The following is a 26,221-nucleotide window of genomic DNA, read 5'->3' as shown; positions in this document are numbered from 1 at the left end:
CACCTCACATTTTTAAAAAAGTGAGCAAACGAACGATTCGTTGCTCACTTTTCTCCACAACACCCTAACTACCGATTAAAGCGTGATTGTAATCGTATCAACACCTGATGGAACAGTTACTTTTGTGCCTATTTCAGTTGTCTCAATTTCACCTGAAGTGACGTCTTTAACGGCAGTTACACCAATTAATTCAACATTAAATGATGTGTCCGTTTGATCAACTTTAATGATCAAACACTCTGCCTCCCTCGTGACTTCAAAAGTTTTGATCAACTCTGCATCAGCACTATAAATTGGTGTCGAAATTTTCGTACCTTCTTCAACCTGATAAAGTCGGAGTGTCACACCATCACCATAGTTGTAAACTGGCTTCAGATCACTTGATCCGATTGGTAATACTGTATTTTCACGCACGAATAACGGCAAGCTAAAGTAATCATAGTTTTCCTTAATCCAAATCCCGCCTTCAACCACTTCGCCCGTTAATAAGTGCGTCCATTTCCCAACCGGTAAATAAAACGACCCTAAACCTTTTTCGTTAAAAATTGGCGCCACAAGTAAGGCGTCGCCAAACATGTATTGGCGATCCAACGTTTCACAGAGCGGATCGTCTGGAAAATCAAAAATCATTGGGCGCATCATTGGGACGCCGGTTTCGTGATTTTTAATCGCATGACGGTATATATACGGCATAAGCTGATTTTTTAATTTCGTAAAGTGACGCGCAACATCAACCGCTTCTTCGTCAAATTCCCAGGGGACACGATATGATGTACTGCCGTGGAATCGGCTATGGCTTGATAGCAAACCGAATGCAGTCCAGCGCTTAAACACATCAGGTGTCGCCGTGTTTTCAAAGCCACCGATATCGTGACTCCAATACCCAAAGCCAGATGTCGTTAATGATAGGCCACCCCGTAAACTCTCTGCCATTGCTTCATAAGTCGAATCACAATCTCCACCCCAGTGGACAGGGAATTTCTGACCTCCAGCAGTTGATGAACGGGCAAACAACACGGCTTCACGCTCGCCTTTAACCTTCTCGACGACATCAAAAACAACCTGATTAAATAAATAAGAATAATAGTTATGCATTTTTTCCGGATTTGAACCATCATAATAAACAACGTCAGTCGGAATTCGCTCACCAAAATCAGTTTTAAATGAGTCGACACCCATCGCCATTAAATCTCTTAAATGATCTTGATACCATTTAGCAGCCTCTGGATTGGTAAAATCAACAATCCCCATTCCAGCCTGCCAACGATCCCATTGCCACGTATCACCATTCGGCTTTTTAATTAAATAACCTTTTTCATGTGCTTCAGCAAACAGTGGAGACTTCTGCGCAATATACGGATTAATCCAGACTGAAATTTTTAGATCTTTTTCCTTTAATCGTTTCAACATTCCCTCTGGATCAGGGAAGTTTTTCCGATCCCAAATAAAGCTCGTCCATTCAAACGCATCCATCCAGAAACAATCAAAGTGAAACACACTTAACGGAATTCCACGCTCAGCCATCCCATCGACAAAGTGGTTAACTGTTTCTTCATTATAATTTGTCGTAAATGATGTCGATAACCAGAGCCCAAATGACCATGCTGGCGGAAGTGCTGGACGTCCTGTTAAAGTTGTGTAACGCCCGATCACTTCTTTAGGTGTTGGTCCATTAATGATATAATAATCGAGTTTTTCTCCTGGTACACTAAATTGCGAACGTGCGACAAGCTCTGAACCGAGTTCTAAACTGACTTTTTCAGGATGATTAATAAACACACCATAACCTTTACTTGATAAATAGAATGGAACGTTTTTATACGATTGCTCTGAACTTGTTCCACCATCTTCATTCCAAATCTCAACGGATTGACCATTTTTAACAAATGGCGTGAAACGTTCACCTAACCCATATAAATGCTCACCAACAGACAATTTTAACTGACTGCGCATATAGGTTTGGTCTTCTGGTGCTTCAATCCATGCAAGGCCTTTTTGATCAAGCACAGTTAATTCACCAAGCGCATTTTCAAACAGCATTCGGAAATGATCCTTATCAATTGTAATGTTAAGCTCACCACTGTTAAATGTGAGTTGTTGATCTGTTTCATCAATTTCGAGTGGCAAATTGTCATTCGCAACATCAAAGTTTGGGTATTTCAATTTTTCACCTTGATAGTGCCACGTCTCAACTCGAATCACATCTTCGAGCGGTGCCGTTAGTTTAATTGTTAACAATGGACCATCCAAAGTGTCACCGCGGTGATTAATATATTTAGTTGGTGCATAAAGTGTAACTGCCTTGTCTTCTTTTTTAACATCGTAAACTAATTTTGGGAAGTGAATCTCGTAGCCTTCTCTTACTAGCCAATTTCCATCAGTAAATTTCATCTTCATTCTCCTCTAATAAATTTATTTTTCAACTAAAATAAGTACGTCGTGTCCTGCAATTGTTGCCTCACCTTGAAATTCCTGACCAGATAGTAGGTCTTGATAAACCTTATCTTTCGGGTAAAACTTTGCTTGATGATCATTGTGATTTAAGACAAAAAGATATTGTTGGTCACCCTTTTCTCGGCTCGCAACCTCAACCCCTTGATCTGACTCAAGCAATGCAGTCAGTTCATTCTCGGTTGCCAAAGTTTTGACAAAATCACTAATAAAGGCTTGGTCAGGGCTTGATGCCACATAATAAGCTGAACCTTGCCCATATTTATTTTTCGTTAATACAGGCATCCCTTGGTAAAAATCGCGACCATATGTTGCTAAAACTTCTGCTCCCTCTGAATGAATTAAATCAAATAACGTGCTACACTGATAGCTGTCTTGCAAATGACCATGGGCTTGATTGAAGACAATCTCATTTTTAATTGAAGGTTCTAATGCATCAATCTCTTCTGCCCAAATCCCAACAAGCTCCCTCAGTTCACCTGGATAACCACCCAACGTCACAAGATCATTTTCATCAGCAATCCCACTTAAGAATGTTGTCACAAACGTGCCACCATTTTTAACAAAAGCTTTAAGTCGATCAGCAAGGCCGTCTTTCATCATATACAGCACTGGTGCAATCACAAGATCGTATTTATTAAAATCTTCTTCAACACCAATCATATCAACAGGGATATTCAGGTCATAAAAAGCTTGATAATATTTATGAACTTCCGCTTCATAATCAAGTGCGATTGAAGGTCCACTTGATAAATTAATCGCCCAACGATTTTGATAATCAAATACAAGCCCTACTTTAGCCTTCGTTCGACTATCAATAATTTGATCGCCAAGCTGCTTTAGTTCCTCGCCTAATTGTTTCACTTCATTAAAAACTCTTGTGTGCTCATGACCGACATGTGCGATCACTGCACCGTGAAACTTTTCCGTTGCTCCACGTGAACGACGCAATTGGAAAAACTGAACCGTATCTGCCCCGTGGGCAATCGCTTGATAACTCCATAATCGCATCACACCAGGGCGTTTTAAAGCATTATAGGCTTGCCAATTTTGTTGAGATGGTGTTTGTTCCATTAACATAAATGGCTGACCACTTTTCAATCCACGCATCAGTTCGTGTGTCATGGCAATTTTACTCACTGGTGTATCAATCGATGGATAGTTATCCCATGAAACAACATCCAACTCTTTCCCCCATTTAAAATAATCTAATTCTGGATAGAGCCCCATTAAATTTGTTGTAATTGGAATCTCAGGTGTATGCTTTTTGATCGCATCTCTTTCAAGTTTATACGTCTCTAATAAACTATCTGATTGAAAACGGCGATAATCAAGTGAAATCCCTTGAAAATTTGTATTATTCCCATTTTCCCATTCCTCACTCAAAAGATTAGGGGCAACAATTTCATCCCATTCATAAAAAGTATGACCCCAAAACGCTGTGTTCCAAGCGGTATTCACTGCATCAATTGAGTTATATTTATCCTTTAACCAAACACGAAAAGCTTTTTCACAGTTATCACAATAACAATAGCCACCATATTCATTTGACACATGCCAAGCAACGACCGCAGGATGATCTTGATAGTGTTCTGCCAGTTTCCCTGCTAACTGACACGCATATTTCAAATAAGTTGGACTGTTCGGACAGGAATTATGACGACCACCAAATTTACGCTTTCTCCCCTCAAAATCAACCCGACGAATATCAGGGTACCTTTTTGCCATCCAAGCTGGATGTGCTGCTGTACTTGTTGCTAAACAAGTATAAATACCATCTTGATACAAGCGATCGATCGTTCGATCAAGGTTTGAAAAGTCATAGGTCACTTCATCTGGCTGAATCAATGCCCAAGCAAAAATATTGACCGAGGCGATGTCAATGCCAGCTAGTTTAAATAGTCGATTATCTTCTTGCCAAGTTTCCTCATCCCATTGTTCCGGATTATAATCTCCACCGTACCATATTTTGTTTAGCTTTTTACTAAGCATACTTAGCCCCCTCACATATTATGTAAATTTGACACTACAGTGAATAATTCGAGCCTGATTCTCCAATCAGGCTCGATGATTAATTCAATTTATCAACACTAAACTGCATCTATTTTATTCGACGTCACCACTCCATAATTTTAGTATGTTCTGGGTCAGTTGTGTCATTTCTTCATTCAATTTATCAACACCAGCTTCTTCTAATTCCACTAACATCGCATCCCATAGCTTATCGAATTCAGCCGGATCAGCTAAAATAGCTTGGGTAATTCGTGTTTCAGTAATATCATCCGCACGTTGTTGGATCACTTGAATATCTGATCCTGCTGGGATAGAGAAATTAGCAGCTGCTCCATGATTAGAAATCTGTAGTTCATCTTGTTGTGGGAACCAATCAATCCAGAGTTCCATACCATATTCAGCTAAAGCTTCTTTTTCGGCATCTAATTGATTTTCAATCACTTGTTCTTTCGTATTAACTGTAATCGATTGACCATTTGAATCTGTTGCTCCTGTTCCCCACTGCGGGAATGGATAAATATAGTAACCCACACCCGTTTCTTTAGAAAAATCTCCATCTGTATTCATTCTTTCACGTACTTCGTCAAATAGCACACGCTGACCATCAACAATTTCATAATGTTCACCTTCGATACCCCAGTTCACTAAAATTTGCGCCTCTTCTGAAGCCATCCAATCAAGGAAATCAAAAGCTAATTCAGCATGTTCTGTAGTCGAGGAAATCGAAATACCCCACCCCCCTGCAAAGCCGTAATTCTTCAAGCCTTGGTGGACATAATCGTCACCCAAAGTCACTGGGAGTGGTGCAAAAGTACGTTCTTCCATGCCCGCATCAATTAGAGCATAGCGCGCATCATACAAATTCCAATTTTGGTCTGCCACACTTAAAACACGACCAGATGAGATTTTGGAAATATACGTATCATATGTGTGCGTAAATGATTCAGGATCAAGCAAGCCTTTCGCATTCATACCGTTTAGCCACTTAAAGTACTCATAAAATTCCTCTTTTAGGAACTTATAAACAGCTTCACCTGTATCAGGATCAATCACCCATTGACCATCATCTGGGTACCCTCCAGCGAAACCAGCAGGGTTTCCTACAGTAATTAGCCAACGCCAATCACTTCCTAATAGAGATAATGGTAATGTCTTTTCACCATTAATTTCTGGATACATTTCAGCATACTCTGTTAAAGCAGCTTCAAACTCTTCTAACGTCGTAATTTCAGGATAACCTAACTCTCTTAAAACCTCTAATTGAATTTGGAAAGTACCTGATGTCTCCAAATGTTCATTATGAACACCGTAAGTACCTACTTGATAAATACCAGGATCATCTAATGAATTACGTAAACGATCAATTTGATCACCATACATCGCTTTTAAATTATCGCCACGTTCTTCGATTAGATCGTCTAGTTTCATCACACCACCAGCATCAATTAACATCCCGATGTCACCTTTTGCAAAGATTAAATCAGGATAATCCCCACTTCCAATCATCAATGGAATTGTCTCATCGCTACCACCAACTGGATAAGATATATCCAAGATAACTCCTGTTGCTTCTGTAATCTTTTGGGCAACGGGATCATCAAATGATTTCTCTTCACCATCTGCATTATAAAATGTTAGTGTGACTGGCTCAGCAGGTGTCTCATCCTCTGATGTACCTGGATCTTCAGTGTCAGGATCACCATCTACTGATTTGCCATCATCACTACAAGCGACAAAGATCAGCATCCCAGCAACGAGTAACAACCATAATATTGATAAACGCTTCTTCATAATTTTACCCCTCCATTTTTAAAAAATAATTTATATTAATTTTCATTAATATCATGATTTAACGGCACCTAATGTTAATCCTGTTACAAAATAGCGCTGTAAAAATGGATAAACGACTAAAATTGGTACTGTTGCAATAATCGTAATTGCCATTTGAATCGATTGCGGATTTGTTCGTCTAGCAACAAATTCTGCACTCTGCGAGGTCACACTACCCGATGAAATATTTGTATTATCTAAGATTTTCATCAACTCAAACTGTAATGTTGATAAATTTGCATTCCCGCGTGCATATAAGTAAGTATCAAACCAGCTATTCCATTGTCCAACAGCTAAAAATAAGGAAACTGTTGCAATCACCGGTAAACTCAATGGAATAATAATTCGCCAAAAAATCGTAAAGTCATTCGCTCCATCAATTTTGGCTGACTCTGTTAAAGCCATTGGTATATTATCAATAAATGATCGAATGACAATCACATTAAAGGCATTTAAAAGCATCGGCAAAATATAAACAAGAAAATTATTCATTAAGCCTAATTCGCGAATTAGTAAATACTCCGGAATAAGCCCGCCACTGATAAACATTGTAATGACAAGGATAAAACTAATTGGCGCATTTAAAATGTAATCTCTTCGACTTAAAGTAAACGCCAACATTGTACTGGCAATAATTCCAGTAATCGTTCCAACTAAAGTTCTTAATACTGACATGACAAATGCTGACCATAAATCAGCCGTTCCACCAAAAATTTCTTGATAGTTTGCCCAAGTAAATTGTCTTGGAAAAATATGAAGCCCACCACGTGCAGTATCAGTCGCATCATTCAATGAAATCGCTAATATATTTAAGAATGGATAAAGTGTAACGACAATTACACCAACCATTAAGACTAACAAAAAGATATCAAAAAAAGTTATTTTCAACTTTTTCATCATTTTTCGCTCCCTCATTTTAATTTATCCCGATCCTTTAATCGATTTCCCTTAGAATACACGACCTTCCCCTAATTTACGGGCAAAAGTATTGGCGATTAAAATTAAGATAATACTTATAACTGATTTGAAAATACCAATTGCTGTACCAAATGAATAACGGAACATACCAATTCCATAGTTCAGAGCATAAAGGTCAATAACTAACGCACGCTCCATTACAATGTTATTTCCGAGTAGCATCTGTTTTTCAAACCCAATATTAATTAAATTCCCAATGTTTAAGATTAAGAGGACAATAATAACTGGTCGAATACTCGGTAAAGTAATGTGCCACATTTGGCGTAATCTAGATGCCCCATCAACTTTAGCAGCTTCATATAATTGCGGATCAACTCCAGCCATCGCAGCAAAGTATATAATCGCATTCCACCCAGTAGACTTCCAAACTTCTGCAGCTGTTACAACTCCCCAAAACATATTAGGTCGAGCCATAAAATTAATTGGATTATCAATCAAACCAATAGACATTAATAAATTATTGATCGGGCCACTAATCGAAAGCATCGTAATGACAATATTTGCAACGATCACCCATGACACAAAATGCGGTAAATAAGAAATCGTTTGAGTTAGTTTTTTTAACCGAGTAAAACGCATTTCGTTTAAGAGTAAGGCAAACGTTATCGCCGCCAAAGTACTAAATATTAGACCCAAAATTCCCATACCTAACGTATTTTCTAATGCCCGGTAAAAAGTCGGTTCATTAAATAAGTCTTTGAAATGTTTTAAACCAACCCACTTTTGTTCAAACAATGAGTTTTGCGGTTTATAATCTTGAAATGCCATCGTCCAACCTAAAACAGGGATGTAACGAAAGACAATCAACCAGATAACAAAGGGTAAGGACATAAATAGAAGTGCTTTTTGACTTTTTAACTTCTGCCAAAAATTCTTCTTTCCTGGTGAGTAAGGTGTTCGATTCCACTGATTCCCAGTTTGATTAATCGTCGGTGCTATCGGTGTACCAGCCTGATAATTAGCTGGTGATAAGTTTTTGCTCATTTCTCTCTCTCCCTTTTGTAACCCCTGGATTTTTCTTTCTCATATTAATAAGCTAACTTAATTGTATAAGTGAACGCTTACAATTAAAACATGCATTTCAAGACATAAAAACCATTCAAAAGAAGACCTTTTAGTTTCGAATTGGACGTAAATCAAGGAAGTAGCTCTCAATCCCACTATGTAGACATAAAAATAGGTATAGAAACTGACTCAATTTCCATACCTATTTTTTAAAAAGCAGTTCAATAACTATTTCAAGACATTTACAATCGAAGCGATCGCTTCTTCTACATCTGCTTTATTCACTAAAAAATCACTCACTTGATCAATAAAAACTGCATAATGCTCATCACTATAATCGACAAAATTCAATGCAATCTCTTTTTCACCTTGATCATGAATGATCGTTGAAGTTACCACAATTTCTGGTGCCTGATCAATCACCTTCCCTGAAATACCTACTGCTTTCAAGCCAGCAAGGGAGATATAAGCCTTGCGCCACTCAGATTCATCAAGTAATTGACCATCTACTTTAAATTCAGTCGTATCCTCATTCAGATGATTCATTTCAATATCAACAACTAATTGATCAGATTCAATGCTCAATTGGCTCATGACATCAAGTGCTAAAAGTTTGACATAACCATCATGATAATCTTTCGCTTGATAGCTAAAGGCTTCTAATAATTGATTGGATAGGGTAAAGACTTGATCTTCACCTTCAATTCGAGCAAAATAACTTTGACCAGTTGCTGGTGAACCGATCAAAAATTTAATTTGATCAGTTGCAGTGACAAATTCAATCGTAAATTGACTCGATTCTAAACCATACTCCGACCAATCAGAAACACGCTCAGCGACTAGCTCCTCCATTTGAAACGATTGCAAACTTTGTAAAAGACCTTCCATGAGCGAATAAGTAGTATGGTGATAATGTTGGTATGGCGCCCCGATTAACCATCCCGTTAGATTCGTACGCGTTTCTTGTTCTGGGTATGGGCTATTCTTTGTTAAGTGAATCTCTTCCGTTCCATTATCAATAAAAACTGTTTCAACTTCACTAGCTGACCATGGTAGAAGTGAAGTGTCAAGATAGGCTTGAACAGAAAAAGGGAACGATTCAATTAATGAACGGTCAACTAAATAAATTTTCCCCTGCTCACGATCTCCAACATAAAAACTCGTTCCGCTTGAATCAAGCTTCCCAATCATTAGGTAAGTGTGCGTACCATCATCATAGTCAACTCGTATGCTCAAAATTGGAAAATCTAAGCCGACATCTTTCCGTTTAACGTCGACATTTTCACCACTCCATTGTTGCAACTGAACGATATTTTGCTCAACCACCGACTGATTTGTTTTTTCAAGCCGATCGAGCACAGCCCATTGATCTTGATCTTTTTCAATTGTAAAACCTCGCTCACTTTGAACCGCAATTTTCTCAATCTGTTTTTCTATGTCGATGAAGTGATGCTCTGCTTTCCCTTCAAGTTCACCAAACGGCAACTGCCGAATTAAGAATACGAACAAAACGATTAAACTAATTGAAAAAGTTAATTTAACTTTTCTAGATAGGTGTTTCATTTTTTAGCACCTCACTATTCTTCTTGATTTAAAAACTGCGCTTCCAATTGGTTGAAAACTGGCTGTAAATTATACATGATAAAGAAGCAAATTAAGCTCATAAAAAAGAGTACCGTAATTCCTGGAACAGTATAATAAATAACACCAAAAGCAAGTAATGTCGTTGCATTCAGCAGCGTCACCTTTATATACCGGAACAACGAATAGATCGAAACAATAAATAAGTTTTTCATCTTCACCTCAAAACGTGTTAAAATTGGGAAGGTATATAATATTAACAGCAAGAAAAATACAATAAAAATCAGAAACACAATTGATAATGATGGAATATTCAAATTAGCATAGTAAATATCAATGATTAAAATAACTAAAATTGTCCATTGAATTAACCAATATTTAATCGATACTTTAAAATTCCGCACAAAAAACTGCCAAAAGTCAGCTGTTGGTCGAATCACTTTATCACTAATAAGTTTATCCATCGTTTTTAACAAAGCAGCAAATGCTGGTCCGAATGGGATTAAGGTCACATAATAGAGTAATATATTTTGAACCGTGAATTCTGCTAAGTAATAAACGACGATGAATGGGCTTATTAATAATAAAAAATATAAATTAGTCATGAAAAAAGCATAAATATAATTAATGATTTGATAGATTGGGCGCTCAATGATTGATTTACTCATATCTTCCTCCTACTTAAATTTACTTACTCGAGTCAATTTCATAATACAAAAATCTAGTTAAGAACACGAACAATTACAAATGAAAATACAATATCATACGTAAATAAAGAAGCCTAATCAAGTGATTAGAACGGCAGGCGGCGACTCCAGCGGGAACAATCGTGTCCGAAGATCCAGTGATAAAAGCTTGGAAAGTTTTTATCAATTAGCTGAGGCCGATCCCGCGGAAAGCGTCCGCCTAGAGTGGAAATCACCGCGTCACCTGTAACCCAATTGTTCGTGTTTTATAGCCAATTAAGTCATTATGAAATTCATTCACTCAACTTTCGTAATTATATTTTTAGCGAATACTTAGATTGATTAAGGATAAAACACGAATAACTTTGTTAATGCTAGACTCGTGATTTTCACATGAGTGAGGGCACGATTAGCAACTATTCGTTACCTAACTGTTGATTTTAGCACGAGTAAGGCCACGATTAGCGTCTATTCGTTACCTAACTGTTGATTTCCACACGAGTAAGGCCACGATTAGCATCTATTCGTTACCTAACTATTGATTTCCACATGACTAAGGGCACGATTAGCAACCATTCATGCCACTTCGCTCAACGCTCAAATAAAAATTTGCAAAGGTTGAGTTGCTTATAACAGTCGATCATTAGCTGTTCATGTCAATTTCGAGTGATTTTCGATATTCTTTCGGGCTTTTGCCGACATGTTTTTTGAATTTTTTATAAAAATAATCCATATTGTTGTAGCCAACAAGCTCTGAGATAACATAAACCTTTTCTTGGCTCGTTGCTAATAATGTCTTTGCCTTTTCGATTCTTACTTTCTCTAAATACTCATGAAAATATTGCCCTGTCTCTTTTCTAAATTTTTTGCCTAAATATGAACGATTATAATTAAATAGATCAGCCAGACGCTTTAATGTTATATCACGGGAATAATATTGATCAATATAGGCAATAATTTTTTCAATACTGTCATCGTCCGATGTAATAATAAATCCATTGATCTCTTCAGTTAAAAGCCACCATTGTTCGATTAGATTATCAATCAATTCTGCTAGATTATATGATTGATAGACCTGATCTACCCATTCATGTTTCGAGGGTGTCTTTGTTTCTGGATATTGACTTTTAATCGTTCGCGTAATTAATAAGACGAGTTCAAGCATCTCGATTTGGACTTTTTCCTTAATTAAAGCACGACTCTGATAATAGTCAATAATTTTTTCGCCTTGTTCAAGTAGCAACGAATGATCTTTAAACTCAATTGCTTGAACAATTTTAGCGCTAATTTGCTCTTGATCTAACGTGACTGGATGGGCTAACCGATTAAATGGGTGCTGAAAAACCTGTTGATTTGAATAACTAAAGCCACGATCTTGTAAATCAATAATTTCATCAATCGCTTTCTGTGTATCAACAAGTTGCTGATATTCTTTTGCTAAACTAGCCGAGGCATCAGGATCATGTTTTGTATGAACGTAGCTTAAGATCTGAACAAGTTCTTGCTTAACCGTCTCTTGATCTTGATTTAGATAAAGTAAATAAATCATATTATCTTTAAAAATGACTTTTGCAGTCGGACTAAGTACATGAATGAACTCATTCTTAATCTGACCTCGCTTACATTTTTTCCGTAACTTTATTCCAGCCAGTAAAAATGGACCAACCTGGTTTTTCACGTATACTGAGCGTTGCCATTCTTCAAGCCGACCATCAATCACGGCTCGCCATGCCTGTTCTTCTGTTAGTTCATAATAAGCGGTCAATTCAGAATTAATCAGCTTCTCTCCATCAAGAATTTGTTTGATTTCAATTAAAATCTCAACTAATTCATCTTCATCAATCGGTTTTAATAAATAGGAATGAATCCCTAATTTAATTAGTTCCTGCGCATAACTAAAGCTTGAATACCCAGAAAGAATGACAAACTTGCCTGAATAACCTGCCTGTTTCGCTTGTTCAACCACTTCAATCCCTGACATTCCAGACATTCGGATATCTACAAAAGCTAAATCAGGCTTTAATGTCCGAATTAAATTTAATCCATCACGACCATTTCCGCTATCACCACAAATCATAAAGCCATATTGTTCCCATTCAATTATTTGCTTCATTCCATCTCTAATAATAGGCTCATCATCAATCAGTAAGACCTTATACATGATTTATCCCTACCTTTAATAGTTATTCTTCTGATCTAATGGAAGTGTAATCATCAGAGTTGTTCCAACATTGAACTGACTTGAAATCGTTAATCCATACGCATCACCATAATAGAGCTTAATCCGTTGATGAACATTTCGGACGCCAATTTGTTTTCCAGAAAAGTCTTCCTCTAGATCGAGGCGTTTTTTTAACTCTTCAAGTTGATGGGCTGTCATTCCTACACCGTTATCATAAACACTGATTTTTAATTGATCGTGATTAGGGACAACTGAAATAATTATTTCCCCTAAACCCATTTTAGGTTCGAGTCCATGGATGATTGCATTTTCAACTAGTGGTTGAATAATCAATGGAAAAATTGTATATTCTGAAAATTCACCGTCAATGTTTATTTGATAAGTCAATTTATCACCAAAACGCATTTGCTGAATTTCTAAATAGGTATTAATTAAATCAAGCTCATCCGTTAATGGCACTGGGCGATCTGTTCGTTCTAATGCTGAACGCATCATTTTGCTTAACTTTCGAATCAATGTCGCTACTTCTTTATCTTGATTAACGATCGCTTTCATTCGGATCATTTCTAATGTGTTATATAAAAAGTGTGGATTAATCTGACTAGATAGCATTTTAAATTCTGATTCTTTTTGTTGGCGACGCCATCGTTCTTCCTTGATTTTATGCACATAAACTTCATCAATTAACTTTTGTAAACTCTGCGACGTTTGGTATAATTCTCCGTACGCCTCACCAATCTCGTCACCACCTTTAATCTTAGGTCTAATATTAAATTCACCACGGGCAACTTTCGTCATCGCATGCTTTAAAACGTTAATTCTTGAATCAAACACTTGACTAAATAACCAGAAAGAGAACATTGAGATCACAAGGGCAAGGAAGATAATCCAATAACCCCGGGTAAATATTGCATTAGGTTGCTCCAACAACGTTTCTATAGGAATAATTGTTGCTATTTGGAACTCATTAATTAAGCTCTTTTTTGGTTGAAGGCGACGGAGATTAATTGTGACATCTTCACCACGATAATGATAATCATACAACTGAGTTTCGAGATCATTTTCAGGTAAGCCATTTAAAAAATCCGGATAAGTAAACAATAATTCTTGATTGTGGTTGTAAATAATCCATTCTTCATCTAAAACAATAAAAACGTCATGAATTTCACTATCAACAATTTCCTTTAATTTTTCTTGAGAAAGATAGATAGCTAGGACACCTAAAAATTGATCCCTTTCACCATAAACTGATCGTGTTAAAGTTAGATACGGCTTGCCTGTCCACTGCTCTTCTTTAATAATCCAATTAATCTTGCTTCGGTTATTAACTGCTTCTTGATACCATTCTTCGCTACTTATTTTCTCATCTGCATGAATGAAATAGGAATTCGTGATCATTGGACTCGTCATATAAAATTGTATCGTTTCAACCTCATCATAATATTTTAGGTAATCATCAAAAACTGGATAGTTTGAATAGGCATTATACATATCTAACGTTGTCTCATATTCTTGGTTGAGCAACAAATTCATATCACGGCTAATATAGATTAAATCTGAAATTTGTGTAATTCGACTTAAAACTGTATCGAGGCGGATTTCAATTTTATCTAAATTTGATTCTGTTTCAAAAATGGCGTTATTAAGCATAACGTTTCGCATCCCGACATTTAAATAAACGCCAACAAAGATGATTGGAATCGCTGTGACAAGGAGGTAGACACCCATCAACTTATGACTAAATTTTAAATTTAAAATCTGCCCTTTAAGCCATCGCATGTTAAATACCTCCCTGTAAAAAATTATGCCAACTTTATTTCAATCGTTTTTAGTTCATTTGCTACTAAATTTAAGCTAAAATCTTCTTGCAACTGATGATTTAACTTTGCATTTGGATGGAGTGGTAATTTCAGTTTCAGTTGTTTATCGATCTTACTTATTAATGACAGCTGAACTTTACTTTTCTTTAAATCCCACTTTAATTTTCTAACTGTCATTTGATCTGGTAATCGCACACCGGCTAGCTCCCCACAATCAAGATCAGATGGTAAAGCTTGCAGTAAATATAATGTGTCATGATGATAATCAACGAGCATTTCATGGATTACTTGTGGAAATGCACCATTTCCATCGACATTAAACACTTCTTGATTGTCATAGTGACTCATCATCAATGAAGGATAGAAACAATTGTTGTTAATCACGAGCATGATCACTTCTTTAATTAATTCAGGCATATGGAATTGTGTCGCACATAAGGCCGTATGCATTCGACCATGTGTTGAAGTTGTTTCCCCCTCTTCATTCAAGAGCCATGCTTCTAAACGTTTTTCAAAGGCAACTCGACTCGCCTTAAACATTTGCGGATTTGTTTCTGCAGTAAATTCACGACTTTGAAAGATCGGATACAAATGTGAAAAGTGACGATGGTTATAATTTTCTCCCTTATCAGGAGTTAGCCATTCCTTTAAAGCACCTTCCTGATTTATTTGATAGGCTGGCAACCGATCAAGCATATTTTGCCAATGTTCTATTTTATCTGTTTCAATCGCTAAAATTTGATAACTCTCGATCAAATTACTTAATACTTCTTTGGCCACAGCCACATCTTGTGTCGCATTGTCAGCAGCGCCATTTTCTGCCGAATAAGACGGTGTAAAGCGGTAAGTGCCATCTTCATCCTCAATGAGGAAATCTTGATAAAATAAGGCCACCTCTTCTAAATACGGAACAGCTATATTTTTCAGAAACGATCGATCTCCTGTAAATCGATAATATTGAAAATACCAATGACCTAACCAGCCCGCGCCACACGTCCAAATTTGAAGGGGCCACTCCTCATTCCAATGGAGATGTTGTCCATAATTACTTGCATGCGCTGGAGCCACGATCCCTCTAGCATCAAAATAATATTTTGCATTTTCTCGAAAACCGGGCAATAAAGAATCAATTAAATTGAATAAGCCATGAAGCCCTTCTTCTAAATGACTCGTTAAGGCCGAGGCAATTGAAAGCTGGACGTTCGTATCAAATGTGTAATCACCACTCCACGCTGGATGGAACGTACCACTCCAAATCCCTTGAAGATTAGGAGTCGATACACCCGCACTACAAATATACATATAACGGCCAGCATCATAGATCTTTTCAATTAATGCCTTTGGTAAGCCCTCTGATGATTGTGCCTCTGACATTAAATCTTGAAAACTACGACCACGTTCATAATCGGTTGTTAATTTAAGCTCAACCCGATCAAACAACTCCTGATGAAGTGCCTGATGCCGATTAAATAATGGCTCATAGAGCCCTCGAGACCAATCAACCTGCTGGTTAGTTAACTCAGGGTAAATTTTAATCATTAATAATAACTGATCTGTATGACTAATCATCATCCGGTCTTGATCCGTTTCAATTGTCGCATTTGGAGCGATAACTTGAGCGACAGTCGTATAACCACCAGCTCCTTTTGTATAATGATAATCCAAACGAAAACCAGTATCGGTCCAAACTAACCGTCCATCTAATTCAGGTTCTTGAAAAATAGCCGGTTCTAATTCAACCTGAAATTGATCAGCAGTCGTCTTTAATTGATAAACAATCACTCCATCTGCACGTGAAACAAACGAACGACTTTGATAAGTCGATTGATCCGCTTGGTAATTAACAGTTATTTCACCTGTTTGGTAATCAATACTTTTCCAATAATCGGACACTGCCCTAACACCGGTTTTGATTTGAAGTTGAAATGCGGGGGTGTATGGATCACTCATCGTTAAGCCAGGGTAGCCTTTTTCAACCGCTTTTTGATAATGAAACGCTAATCCTTTCTGATAGCCTTGCTCTTTAATAATCCGTCTAAATTCAGGTAATTCTTCTCTCAAATCAGGCACGACAAATTGATTTCCCATCGGTAAAAACAATTGCGCATGATTCCCAATCAACGTCTCCTCTTTCGGATCACCAAAAACTAATAGACCCATTTCGCCATTTCCCGATAAATAGGCCTCTTCCCATTTCTTTGCAGGCTGATCATGCCAAATACCTTTTAAAGGAACTTGATCTGTCTTAATCGTCATTGAATGTTCATCCCTTCTTCACATTATTAAATTAGCCTAAATTTCTACTACTCTATTAAATTATTTGTTAACGCTTACAAAAAGGCAACACTTTAAATAACCTTAATCCATCGTTCAATATTAACTAATAAACCCAAATAAATACTTTGGTAAATTAATTTAATTAATTCTCATTTATTTGTGTCAAATTATATCAAGCGAATAAATATTTGTCTAGCTGATTATAAACCATTTTTGCTCTTTCCTGTGAAGTAAACCCACTCGGAACCATACTTCATCACTATTTATACAAGGTTTTAATGAAAATTGCCAGTTGTTTTTAAAGTTTATTACTTTATCGTTTAGTCAATCTCTCTTTATCACTAGTTTTCACCTCTACTTATTTATGTATTAAATGTAACCGTTTTCTGATAAGCTAGTAGAGAGATCGTTTATTTTTATCTATTGGAGGTATGACTAATGAATAATCAATTAATCGGAGTACCATTAGAAGGATTTGCTGAATTTAGTCGTCAAGTTGCCGCTGACGGTGCTGTTTTGTTAAAAAATGATCACGCCACATTACCGCTTCAACAAGGTGAACGCGTCTCAGTTTTTGGGCGCGTGCAAAGTGACTATTACCGCAGTGGAACAGGCTCTGGTGGAAGTGTGAACGTCAGCTATACAACAAACCTAATTGATAGTTTACGCGAAAAAAATCATCTCGAAATCAATGAAAACTTAGCAGCAATTTATCAAGCATGGATTAAAGACAATCCATTTGATAATGGCGGTGGCGGTTGGGCTGCTGAACCTTGGCATCAAAAAGAAATGCCCCTGACTGAGAAAATCGTCAAACAAGCGAGTGACGAGTCAGACAAGGCAGTGATTGTGATTGGTCGAACAGCTGGTGAAGATCAAGATAATGCTGCTGAACAAGGGAGCTATTTATTGACAGATGATGAGCTGACAATGATTAAACGCGTAACTGACCATTTTAATCGTGTCGTTGTCGTCTTAAATACCTCAAATATTATCGATACGAGTTGGATGCAAGATTATCCAATTCAAGCATTAATTTATACATGGCATGGTGGGATGGAAGGTGGACGTGCAGCAAGTGACGTACTTGTTGGTGAGGTCACACCGAGTGGAAAGCTACCAGATACAATCGCCTATTCGATCGATGATTATCCAGCAACAGCAAATTATGGGGATGACCTGAAAAATATTTATGCCGAAGATATTTATGTTGGCTATCGCTACTTTGAAACATTTGCACCAGAAAAAGTTCAGTTTCCATTTGGCTTTGGCTTATCGTATACGACCTTTAAACTCGACTGTGCACCTGGACAAACAGTTCTCATCGATGGGGCGGAACAGATCGAATTTGAAGTAACCGTTAAAAATACTGGGGAGAATTTTTCAGGAAAAGAAGTCGTTCAAGTCTATCTCGAAGCGCCACAAGGCGAGCTTGGGCAGCCGTCACGTTCACTTGTTGCTTTTGCAAAAACAAAGTTGCTACAGCCTGGTGAATCTGAAGTATTGACGTTACGTTGTGCGGTCGATTCGTTTGCTTCTTATGATGATGCTGGGGTGACGGGTTATCGGTCAGCTTATGTGCTTGAGGCTGGTGATTATTTATTTCATATTGGATCAAGCGTCAGACAAACAGAGCGAGTTGAAGTTGATGGGAAAGCAGGTTATCTTGTTTCAGAAACACGTTTAGTCGAACAACTAGAGGAGGCGTTAGCTCCAGTCGAAGCATTTAAGCGACTTAAGCCGGGTGAAAAATTAGCTGATGGGCGCTATCAAGAGACTTATGTTGATGTACCGACTCGACAAATTTCAATCAAAGAACGAATTGAAGCGAGAATGCCAGAGTCTCTTGAACAAACGGGTGATCAGGGCTACACATTACAGGATGTTGCTGAAGGAAAAGTAGCGATTGAAACGTTTGTCGCGCAATTTTCCGACCAAGATTTAGCGACGCTCGTTCGCGGTGAAGGAATGGTTAGTCCGCTTGTCACACCTGGAACGGCTTCAGCGTTTGGTGGTGTCAGTGATTCACTATTAAACTATGGGCTACCTGTTGCTTGTACGGCGGACGGGCCGTCTGGAATTCGGATGGATACGGGACAAAAGGCAACCCAAGTGCCAATCGGGACATTACTCGCCGCAACTTGGGATCAAGCTTTAGTTGAAGAGCTTTACGTTTATGAAGGAAAAGAGCTTGTGCGCAATCAAATTGATTTGTTATTAGGGCCTGGAATGAACTTAAGACGCCATCCGCTTAATGGGCGTAATTTCGAATATTTTTCTGAGGATCCATTTTTAACTGGTGTGATGGCAATTGCAACTTCACGTGGGATTGTTAAAGGTGGCGCACATGCAACGCCAAAGCACTTTGCAGCCAATAACCAAGAACAATCACGTACGAAAGTCGATGCCGTTGTTTCTGAACGTGCATTACGTGAACTTTACTTAAAAGGGTTTGAGATGATCGTTAAAGAAGGTGGCGCTAAAGGGATGATGACAGCATATAACCCAATCAATGGGCACTGGTCGGCATCCAATTATGACCTCAACACAACGATTCTACGTGGCGAATGGGGCTTTGATGGGATTGTAATGACTGATTGGTGGGCACATATGAACGATCCAATTGAAGCGGGCAAAGCTGATCGGAGCAATACTCATCATATGATTCGGGCACAAAATGATCTCTATATGGTTGTACCGAACTATGGTGCCGAAGTGAATGCGAGTGAGGACCGGACGATCGAAGCGTTAGAGGCTGGCACGTTAACACGTGGTGAATTGCAACGATCGGCGATTAATATTTGTAAATTTTTAATTGAGGCACCTGTATTTAATCGAAAGCAAACTTTTGATGACTCGTTTGGAAAATTGGCTCCGACAAAGCTGGTAGAGCCAGAGGATGTCCAAAGTTTAGCAACAAATGATTTAGTGACACCAAACCCAACCGGAACGATTGTTTTTAAAGTTGAAGTAGCTGGTGAATACCGAATGTTTGTTGATCTGTCATCACCGGGAAATGATCTTGCCCAAACAGCTTGTAACATTGTGATCAACGGGCAAATCGTAGCAACCGCTCAAACAAACGGAACAGATGGCAAAATAGTTAAGCGAAAATTACCAAAAATTGAACTTGAAGCCGGTTTATATGAATTAAGCTTAGATTTTACAAAACCAGGGATTGAGATTGAAGCGGTTCAGTTTGTTAAATTAGATTAGTCGAAAAAACAATACTAGCTATCAAGTTCTTAAACTTAATAGCTAGTATTTTTATCTTCTCTATTTAGTTCGCTTCTGTAAATGTCCAGTAATCAAAGTTAAATAAATGCTCTTCTCCTTGGCCAGTGAAGATAAAGTAAACATCATGAACACCTGAAACGCTCGTTACATCTGTTTCCATTACCTCCCACTCTTGTTCACCACCAGTTGGGCTAACTTCCAGTGTTCCAATGAGTTCACCGTCTGTACTACCTAAACGAACCTCGATCGCACCACCAACAGTTGCTGCAACATTTGCCTTAAAGGATTTCGCTCCATTTTCACCAAAATCAACTTGTGAAACAGCTACCCAATTTCCATTATGAATATCTGTGACATGAAGATTAAGTTCGTCTAAAATACTTCCTGGCGCTTCCGACTCTTCAGTTTTGATACCTGCACTCCACGCAATCGTCTCAGCTTCAACCCTTTGATATGGATTTAAGTTTGTCAGTTGTTCTACTCCATCCATATTTGCAATAATATCAATAATTCTACCGTTTTCATCATATTCTAGCTTATTAATATGTGGTGAACGATAGCCTTGTACAGTACCTAAAGCATCACCTAACGTTTGTGCATGATAGGCAACATATGAATGACCATTAAACTCAAAGAAGTCCTGATGGTTGTTACCACCGACACCAAAAAACTCAAAACCATTTCTTAAAGCAACACCTTGATAAGTAAATGGTCCCATCGGATGATCACTCATCATATAAGCAATATCAGCATAACCCGGATCGTCTTCGCCTCGATCTCCAGAGAAGTTCGTGCTGTACGTGTAATAATATTTACCATTATATTTATGGATACCGCTAGATTCAAAATGGAAAGGTGAATCGATTAATTGTGCCTCTCCTACTGTAGCGATCATATCATCGCTTAGTTTAATCACTCTAGCAGTTTGTGGACGCTCTGCCTGCTCTTGCGTAGGTTCACCACCATTACTTGGCACTCCCCCACCGTAATAGAGGTAACCATCTCCATTATCATCGATTAAAATATCAGGATCAAAAATCCATAACACACCTTCAGTACCTGGAGTTCTTCCATCAATTAATGGACGTCCAATTGGATCTTCCCATGGCCCTAAAGGAGAATCTGCTTGTAAGACACCAATGCCTGATCCATTATTAGAAAAGTACATGAAAAACTTATCCTGACCATCGATTTCCTTTACTCCAACTGCGACAGCCCAAGAGTTAACCGCCCACTGTGCCTTACCATTTGGACCAGCAACTGGCACTGCACCATGATCTGTCCAATTCACCATATCCTCTGATGAAATTACAGTAATCGTATTAATCCCAGCATACGTATTATCAATGACATTTCCAAGTGCATCATACTCATACTCATCATTCGTTAAATACACATAAACTCTTCCATCATAAGCTAACACATTTGGGTCTGCACCAAACTTATGACTAATTAATGGATTATGTTTCCCCGGTAGCTTAGCAACTGCATCAGTACCTTCATGGATAGCCCCATGCTCTTCGCCTTTTGGCGCTGCTCTTAACGACTTACCAAAAGTCACATTATCGACATAAAAATCCATTAAATCCACTTCTGGATCTGCTGGATCAACATAAGAGGTTTCTAAAAAAATAAATGTTTCAGATAGATCCGCATCTTCCGGAACAGTGTAGGTCCCTTCAATTAAACCCCACTCACCCTTAGTAATCGTTGAGGACGCCATAACCTCAATACCTTCCCAACTAGAACCATGCTGAATATTATAATTAAATTCTTTTTCATCTGGACCATCCGTATATTTTATCCAGGCAGAAAATTCATAGTTTGTTTCGGTTTCGATCATTCCCGTAATATCCTGCTTTGGTCCATTCGTCGTAAGCTGTCTATCAGAGATAAATAGACTATTTGCTCCACTATAAGATTCTTTATCAGTAACCTCTATACTCGCATCACCATAGTTCGTCCATGGCTCCAAACCATCCTCAAAATCACTATTCTTTAATAAATTTGGTCGTTCGGATATATCTACAAAAGAGACATCATCTACATAAAAATCCATTAAATCCGTTTCTGGATCTGCCGGGTTTGCATACGTAGTTTCTATGAAAATAAAATTCTGTGATAAATCAGCATCTTCTGGTATCGTGTAAGTTCCTTCGATCAGGCCCCACTCACCTTTTTTAATCGTCGAACTTGCCATAACATCAATATTTTCCCAACTCGGTCCATTTTGAATATTAAAATTAAAACCTTTTTGATCAGGCCCATCAACGTACTTGACCATCGCTGAGAATTCATAAGTCCCACCAGCTCTCACCTTTTCAGTGATATGTTGTTGCGGTCCATCAACCGTTGCGACACGATCAGTTACTAGTAAACTATGTGAGCCACTATGGGCTTCTTCATCTGTAACCTCAATTTGTGCCGAACGATAATTAAGCCAAGGGGATTCACCCTCTTCAAATCCACCATTTTCAATTAACTCTTTATTTACCACTGTGGGTGTCATCTCTTCGTCAGTTTCCACTTCTTCGACTTCCGGTTCACCCGCCACCTCATCGTCAACATCTGGTGTCGAGTCGCCTGAATTGATAGCGAAAACAACGATGACAATGATCGCTAATAGTGCAATAATAGTACCCATGATTTTTTGCCTATTGTTCAAAATCATACCTCCTTCTAAAAAACATTTAAATTGATCGCTAATCTTTATTATATAAAACGCTTACACTCTATGTAACCCTATCAACTCTACGTTTAACATGCCTAATTCTAGGTCTAAGCTGATATTAGTAAAGCTTGACCAAATCTCGACTTAAAGACCGTTTACTTATGGCTTTGCGTTTTTACTTTCTTCATGGGTCTTCACGATTTTTCAGTGTATTCACGATTCTCACAATCACGATTTGATTCTATTTTATTTAATGATTCATAGTAGGTAGATTTAGTTATATCAAGGGTTTCGAACATTGTAGCGATAGGATGTTAGGCTTTATGTTTTGAAGTAAATTCTGTCAGTTCATTAACGTTTACTTTCTTGCAAATATAACCATAGCCTTTTTAAATAATATCAAGCTTATGCTTCAATCAAAGGTTTTCTTTTTGAATGGCATCAAATTCTTTAGGTGTAATATCTTTGCCATCAACACCTACAACTAGAGTAATATCCTTAAACCGTTTATATATAGTTACCGCTGAAGCGCCATACTCACTGCTCAAATCCTTTACAGAACTTCCAGAACGATAAAGATTAACCACCATAATTTTAAAATCAACGTTATAACGTTTGCGCTTTTTTGTTTTCCCCTTGTGACACATTCTACTTAAATTGATTGTATCTAATTTAACTTAGGTGTGCCTATGAAACTATACTAGCATCAGAATAGTAAGTAAATTAGATTGAAGGCAAGGAGGTTAATCGCCAACTTCTATTAATAAAGAAAAAATCGATTATAGTTATTTTCTGTTATGTTATTTACAATTACATTACATTAATGTAATATTATTTATAATAATGGCTTTTACTAGAATATAGAAGAAATTAGGAGGTTAAATATGAGTGATCTAATTGTATTTTTTGAGATTTTCCAAAGTGCTGAGTTAATCATTGGATTTAGTGTAATTTTATTATTATTTTTGGTACTGCCACTATTATTTATAATTAAGAGGTATAAAGAGGTGCTGTCAACGTCTTCTCTTTCAATTGGCGTCATAATTTGTTTCTTAACGATCTTTATTGTGGCATGGATTATGACAAGGGTTATTTTTTTTCCACAAGGACAATATTATAACCATGGCGCTCCTGGTGGACTATTGTTCTTGGTGGTCACTGTTATTGTATCTCTGATAATTGGTTTACTTACAATGTGGTTTTTCTATAAATTTAACGTTCAACATAAATCAACTGGAGAGTAAAAGTTTTAGATTCTATGTCACGTAAATTTGGTGAATAATTTTGGCGATAAATATTAATTAAGTGCTCTATAATTTATGGTGTTGATGAGTTTTTTTAAACTTACTAACACCACTGATATTTCAAGAAGAACAAGCAGAGAAATCGGCCTAAAAAAGAAGGAAGAATTCGTATTGAATTCTCCCTTCATAATCTCTGACCAACACTATTTAACATAGAGCCTAAAGATCTTAACAACCCTTAGAAAGTCTCCTATTCGATAAGCTAATTTTTCAATTAGCCCCACACTTTAATGCGGTTCTTACCTGGTTTTAGGTTTGCCAGTGGCCCTAAAACAGTTTCGCCTGACTTTTCTTCCCCGAGAAGGTCAGTGTTAAGTACTAGTTCGCCACCATGTGGTTTTTCAAATTCAACATCAGTGAGTCGTACACGACCTAATGTAAGAGTCGAGTGAACATCACCTTTGATTTCCTCGAAGTTCTCTGGAAGTGTGATTTCAAGATACACTTCATCGCCTTCTTCAATCAATGCAAATTCAGGATTATAGTCTGAAACAAGGTTTGTTTCTTCTCGCTCAAAAGGCGTAGCACCATTGAAATAAGCATTGTCATTAATATAAACAGGCTGTTCAACTGCGTTAAACGCACTATGGTCAGCACCTGTTGTATCATAAATTTTCGACATATACTCTTCTAGTGATGTAGTATAGCCCTTGTAGTGAGCAGTTCCGACTTCTTCAAGTCCCTCGTCGCCAATGAAAATGTTATTGTACCAGCGATCATCTCCACCGTACACAGGAGCCATTCCTTTAATATTTGTACTATGAGGCTCATGATATGGTGTCGAACGGTCAAGCATCTTTCTATGAATCATTTCACCTCTGATAATGTTATTAACATAGGCTCCACCTTGCGCATGATTATCTAGAGCATAATCAGCAGTCAAGATATTATGGTCAACGATGAATGGACCACTCGTTACTTCAACAAATAAGTCACGGTTATTTCGGTAAAAAATGTTCTGGCTAACGCGTGTACCTTGTAATTGCCAATCTAACCAAATACCGAGTGATGTATCATGAATTCGGTTATTATGAATATGTGTGTCAATCGGCGCATGTAACTTAATTCCACCAATTTCATGACCCCAGAATTGACGTTTTACAGCAATGTTATAAATGTGGTTATTGTAAATTTCACTAAAGATACAGCCTAAGTGTCCAACAATACCATTTTGACCACAGTCATAAATAACGTTATTTCGGACAATATGTGAACCAACTGATTCTTTACTCCAGCCTTGTTTATGCGCTTGGAAAACTGTCTCAATCTGATAGTGATAACCTGGTTTATCTTTGCGTTTCGTGTGGTGATTATCACCTGTTGAAATTTCTTTTCCTAAACTAATTCCACTTGTTTTCGCATCATGAATGATGTTATCTTCGATGATCCAACCTTTACTCCAATGTGGACCAATTAAACCTGGTTGATCCGCAGTTGGTGGTGTCCATGGCGTTGCTGCATGAACCATTTCAAAACCTTTAACTGTAATATAATCCATACCAGTTTTTTCAGGGAAAAAGACTGTTTTACGTACGTTAATTTCAGTTAATTCTTCATTTGGATTATACTCATGAAAGTTAGCATAGATTGTTGTGTTTTCTTCATCTACTTCTGTATACCAAGTATAAACTGACTGTTCTGGATCATGTGCTGGAACAGTTTTTCTTGTCCAATGATCAACTACTTCTATTTGTTTAACTGGATTTTTAACTTCGTCCAGTGTCGGGACTTCATAAAATGACTTGCCATTTAGATACACTTCACCTAAATGTCTGTTTTTATTATCTACGAGCCAGTCACCATAAACTTCTTCTTTATAAGGGTTATAATCTCCGAAAAATTCATTAGGAATAACTACTTTCCATACAGTTCCTTCAAGTTTTTCCCAGCTGTCGATTCGTTCTGAACCTTTAATGACAACTTTTTCACCTTCAGCACTCTTGTATGTAATTCTTCTCCATTCACTTAGTCCCGGATTTTGCGGATTTACCCATTCGCGATACTCACCTTCGTGAACAATAACTGTATCACCTGCAACAGCAACCGAAGCTGCTTTATTAATCGTTAAAAAGGGATCGTCTTTTGTTCCTTTACCTAAGTCTGATCCATGTTTTGCTACGTGATATTCCATTACCAATTTGCATACCTCCTTATATATCATTTATTATATAACGCTTACAAAAACC

15 protein-coding genes are annotated in these 26,221 nt (G+C 37.6%); 2 read left to right on the top strand and 13 right to left on the bottom strand.

Annotated elements, in window-relative coordinates; translation table 11 throughout:
* Nucleotides 1-75 precede the first annotated feature (75 nt).
* The 10 genes from yicI to AXY_RS04020 form a co-directional block, all read right to left on the bottom strand.
* Nucleotides 76-2,391 (bottom strand): alpha-xylosidase, encoded by a 2,316-nt coding sequence (gene yicI / locus AXY_RS04065; protein ID WP_015009514.1) that lies wholly within the window; start codon nucleotides 2,389-2,391, stop codon nucleotides 76-78.
* Nucleotides 2,392-2,412: 21 nt separating this feature from the next.
* Nucleotides 2,413-4,443, bottom strand: a complete 2,031-nt coding sequence (locus AXY_RS04060) for a beta-galactosidase (RefSeq protein ID WP_015009513.1) — start codon at nucleotides 4,441-4,443, stop codon at nucleotides 2,413-2,415.
* A 114-nt stretch (nucleotides 4,444-4,557) separates the two neighbouring features.
* Nucleotides 4,558-6,255 (bottom strand): ABC transporter substrate-binding protein, encoded by a 1,698-nt coding sequence (locus AXY_RS04055; RefSeq protein WP_015009512.1) that lies wholly within the window; start codon nucleotides 6,253-6,255, stop codon nucleotides 4,558-4,560.
* A 51-nt stretch (nucleotides 6,256-6,306) separates the two neighbouring features.
* Nucleotides 6,307-7,191, bottom strand: a complete 885-nt coding sequence (locus AXY_RS04050; RefSeq protein WP_041450259.1) for a carbohydrate ABC transporter permease — start codon at nucleotides 7,189-7,191, stop codon at nucleotides 6,307-6,309.
* 51 nt (nucleotides 7,192-7,242) lie between these two features.
* A complete protein-coding gene (locus AXY_RS04045; protein WP_015009510.1) occupies nucleotides 7,243-8,256 on the bottom strand; it encodes an ABC transporter permease in 1,014 nt (337 codons plus the stop codon).
* Between the two features lie 249 nt (nucleotides 8,257-8,505).
* Nucleotides 8,506-9,840 carry a DUF4340 domain-containing protein gene (locus AXY_RS04040; protein ID WP_015009509.1) on the bottom strand — a complete coding sequence of 445 codons (1,335 nt, stop codon included), beginning with the start codon at nucleotides 9,838-9,840 and terminating at the stop codon, nucleotides 8,506-8,508.
* Nucleotides 9,841-9,854: 14 nt separating this feature from the next.
* The gene (locus AXY_RS04035; protein ID WP_015009508.1) at nucleotides 9,855-10,526 is read right to left on the bottom strand and encodes a YesL family protein; all 672 of its coding nucleotides are present in this window, start codon (nucleotides 10,524-10,526) and stop codon (nucleotides 9,855-9,857) included.
* A gap of 661 nt (nucleotides 10,527-11,187) precedes the next feature.
* Complete coding sequence (locus AXY_RS04030) at nucleotides 11,188-12,705, bottom strand: response regulator transcription factor (RefSeq protein ID WP_015009507.1); 1,518 nt, start codon at nucleotides 12,703-12,705, stop codon at nucleotides 11,188-11,190.
* A 15-nt stretch (nucleotides 12,706-12,720) separates the two neighbouring features.
* On the bottom strand, nucleotides 12,721-14,505 hold the full coding sequence (locus tag AXY_RS04025; RefSeq protein ID WP_015009506.1) for a sensor histidine kinase: 1,785 nt from the start codon (nucleotides 14,503-14,505) through the stop codon (nucleotides 12,721-12,723).
* Nucleotides 14,506-14,528: 23 nt separating this feature from the next.
* Entirely contained in the window at nucleotides 14,529-16,802 is a 2,274-nt protein-coding gene (locus tag AXY_RS04020; RefSeq protein ID WP_015009505.1) for a glycosyl hydrolase family 95 catalytic domain-containing protein, read from the bottom strand.
* Nucleotides 16,803-17,261: 459 nt separating this feature from the next.
* On the opposite strand from AXY_RS04020, the gene AXY_RS04015 reads away from it, so the two are divergent.
* Nucleotides 17,262-20,039 carry a glycoside hydrolase family 3 protein gene (locus AXY_RS04015; protein WP_015009504.1) on the top strand — a complete coding sequence of 926 codons (2,778 nt, stop codon included), beginning with the start codon at nucleotides 17,262-17,264 and terminating at the stop codon, nucleotides 20,037-20,039.
* Nucleotides 20,040-20,103: 64 nt separating this feature from the next.
* Here the strand turns inward: AXY_RS04015 and AXY_RS12520 are convergent, their stop codons facing one another.
* Nucleotides 20,104-22,725 (bottom strand): carbohydrate binding domain-containing protein, encoded by a 2,622-nt coding sequence (locus AXY_RS12520; RefSeq protein WP_172635001.1) that lies wholly within the window; start codon nucleotides 22,723-22,725, stop codon nucleotides 20,104-20,106.
* A 422-nt stretch (nucleotides 22,726-23,147) separates the two neighbouring features.
* Nucleotides 23,148-23,321, bottom strand: a complete 174-nt coding sequence (locus AXY_RS04005) for a hypothetical protein (RefSeq protein ID WP_155835463.1) — start codon at nucleotides 23,319-23,321, stop codon at nucleotides 23,148-23,150.
* A 294-nt stretch (nucleotides 23,322-23,615) separates the two neighbouring features.
* Between AXY_RS04005 and AXY_RS04000 the strand changes: the two genes are divergently transcribed.
* Nucleotides 23,616-23,975, top strand: a complete 360-nt coding sequence (locus AXY_RS04000; RefSeq protein ID WP_015009501.1) for a hypothetical protein — start codon at nucleotides 23,616-23,618, stop codon at nucleotides 23,973-23,975.
* A 274-nt stretch (nucleotides 23,976-24,249) separates the two neighbouring features.
* Here AXY_RS04000 and AXY_RS03995 read toward each other — a convergent pair whose 3' ends face one another.
* Nucleotides 24,250-26,166 carry a right-handed parallel beta-helix repeat-containing protein gene (locus AXY_RS03995; RefSeq protein ID WP_015009500.1) on the bottom strand — a complete coding sequence of 639 codons (1,917 nt, stop codon included), beginning with the start codon at nucleotides 26,164-26,166 and terminating at the stop codon, nucleotides 24,250-24,252.
* Nucleotides 26,167-26,221 lie beyond the last annotated feature (55 nt).

The organism is Amphibacillus xylanus NBRC 15112 (genome assembly GCF_000307165.1).
GTDB lineage: Bacteria > Bacillota > Bacilli > Bacillales > Amphibacillaceae > Amphibacillus > Amphibacillus xylanus.
Note: the sequence above shows the minus strand (reverse complement) of the source record. Positions and strands in the feature narration are given on the sequence as shown.

Coding starts and splice junctions, on each gene's coding strand:
- yicI (WP_015009514.1), bottom strand. CDS start 2,391: ATGAAATTTACTGATGGAAATTGGCTAGTAAGAGAAGGCTACGAGATT.
- AXY_RS04060 (WP_015009513.1), bottom strand. CDS start 4,443: ATGCTTAGTAAAAAGCTAAACAAAATATGGTACGGTGGAGATTATAAT.
- AXY_RS04055 (WP_015009512.1), bottom strand. CDS start 6,255: ATGAAGAAGCGTTTATCAATATTATGGTTGTTACTCGTTGCTGGGATG.
- AXY_RS04050 (WP_041450259.1), bottom strand. CDS start 7,191: ATGAAAAAGTTGAAAATAACTTTTTTTGATATCTTTTTGTTAGTCTTA.
- AXY_RS04045 (WP_015009510.1), bottom strand. CDS start 8,256: ATGAGCAAAAACTTATCACCAGCTAATTATCAGGCTGGTACACCGATA.
- AXY_RS04040 (WP_015009509.1), bottom strand. CDS start 9,840: ATGAAACACCTATCTAGAAAAGTTAAATTAACTTTTTCAATTAGTTTA.
- AXY_RS04035 (WP_015009508.1), bottom strand. CDS start 10,526: ATGAGTAAATCAATCATTGAGCGCCCAATCTATCAAATCATTAATTAT.
- AXY_RS04030 (WP_015009507.1), bottom strand. CDS start 12,705: ATGTATAAGGTCTTACTGATTGATGATGAGCCTATTATTAGAGATGGA.
- AXY_RS04025 (WP_015009506.1), bottom strand. CDS start 14,505: ATGCGATGGCTTAAAGGGCAGATTTTAAATTTAAAATTTAGTCATAAG.
- AXY_RS04020 (WP_015009505.1), bottom strand. CDS start 16,802: ATGACGATTAAGACAGATCAAGTTCCTTTAAAAGGTATTTGGCATGAT.
- AXY_RS04015 (WP_015009504.1), top strand. CDS start 17,262: ATGAATAATCAATTAATCGGAGTACCATTAGAAGGATTTGCTGAATTT.
- AXY_RS04005 (WP_155835463.1), bottom strand. CDS start 23,321: ATGGTGGTTAATCTTTATCGTTCTGGAAGTTCTGTAAAGGATTTGAGC.
- AXY_RS04000 (WP_015009501.1), top strand. CDS start 23,616: ATGAGTGATCTAATTGTATTTTTTGAGATTTTCCAAAGTGCTGAGTTA.
- AXY_RS03995 (WP_015009500.1), bottom strand. CDS start 26,166: ATGGAATATCACGTAGCAAAACATGGATCAGACTTAGGTAAAGGAACA.